1 protein-coding gene is annotated in these 495 nt (G+C 37.6%); it reads left to right on the plus strand.

Annotated elements, in window-relative coordinates; all coding sequences use genetic code 11:
- Window positions 1-74 precede the first annotated feature (74 nt).
- Window positions 75-458, plus strand: coding sequence for a hypothetical protein (locus tag E1176_RS00200; RefSeq protein WP_185152461.1), 384 nt, complete (start codon window positions 75-77; stop codon window positions 456-458).
- The last annotated feature ends 37 nt before the right edge of the window (window positions 459-495 follow it).

Here is a 495-nt window from a genome sequence, read left to right on the forward strand (position 1 = left end):
TCTAACCCCCACTCATCATAGCTGTGCGTTAGCGGTAATATAGCGGCAACAAAATGAAACTTTATAGAATCTTTTTGATATCATTCCTAATTTCTGGACTGCAATCTTTTGGACAGTCAAATGCTCAAATTGTTGAAACATACGAACGTAGAACCATAGCTAGACCCTTCTTTATACGCTGGATAAAAGATTTAATCGGACCGGGTTTTGGACAAATTGAAAAACTACAACTAAATGAGGATGGAACGTTTTACTACAGTTATCAGGATCGATATTGTGGAACCTTTAACAGCCAAGATACTGGCAAATGGACGCAGAAGGACAATCAGTTAATTCTTGAAACCGATGAATTTTGCAGTATGCCCAGCACGAATTTCATAGTCGAAAATGGCAAATTATTTTACTCGCTGGACTCTTTGGCTAATGGAACTTGGGCATTGAAAAAATACACATTTTAAAACTACCGCTAACACCATATAGCATTCATGCCTTTAC

Origin of the sequence: Fulvivirga aurantia (genome assembly GCF_009711475.1) — a bacterium.
GTDB lineage: Bacteria > Bacteroidota > Bacteroidia > Cytophagales > Cyclobacteriaceae > Fulvivirga > Fulvivirga aurantia.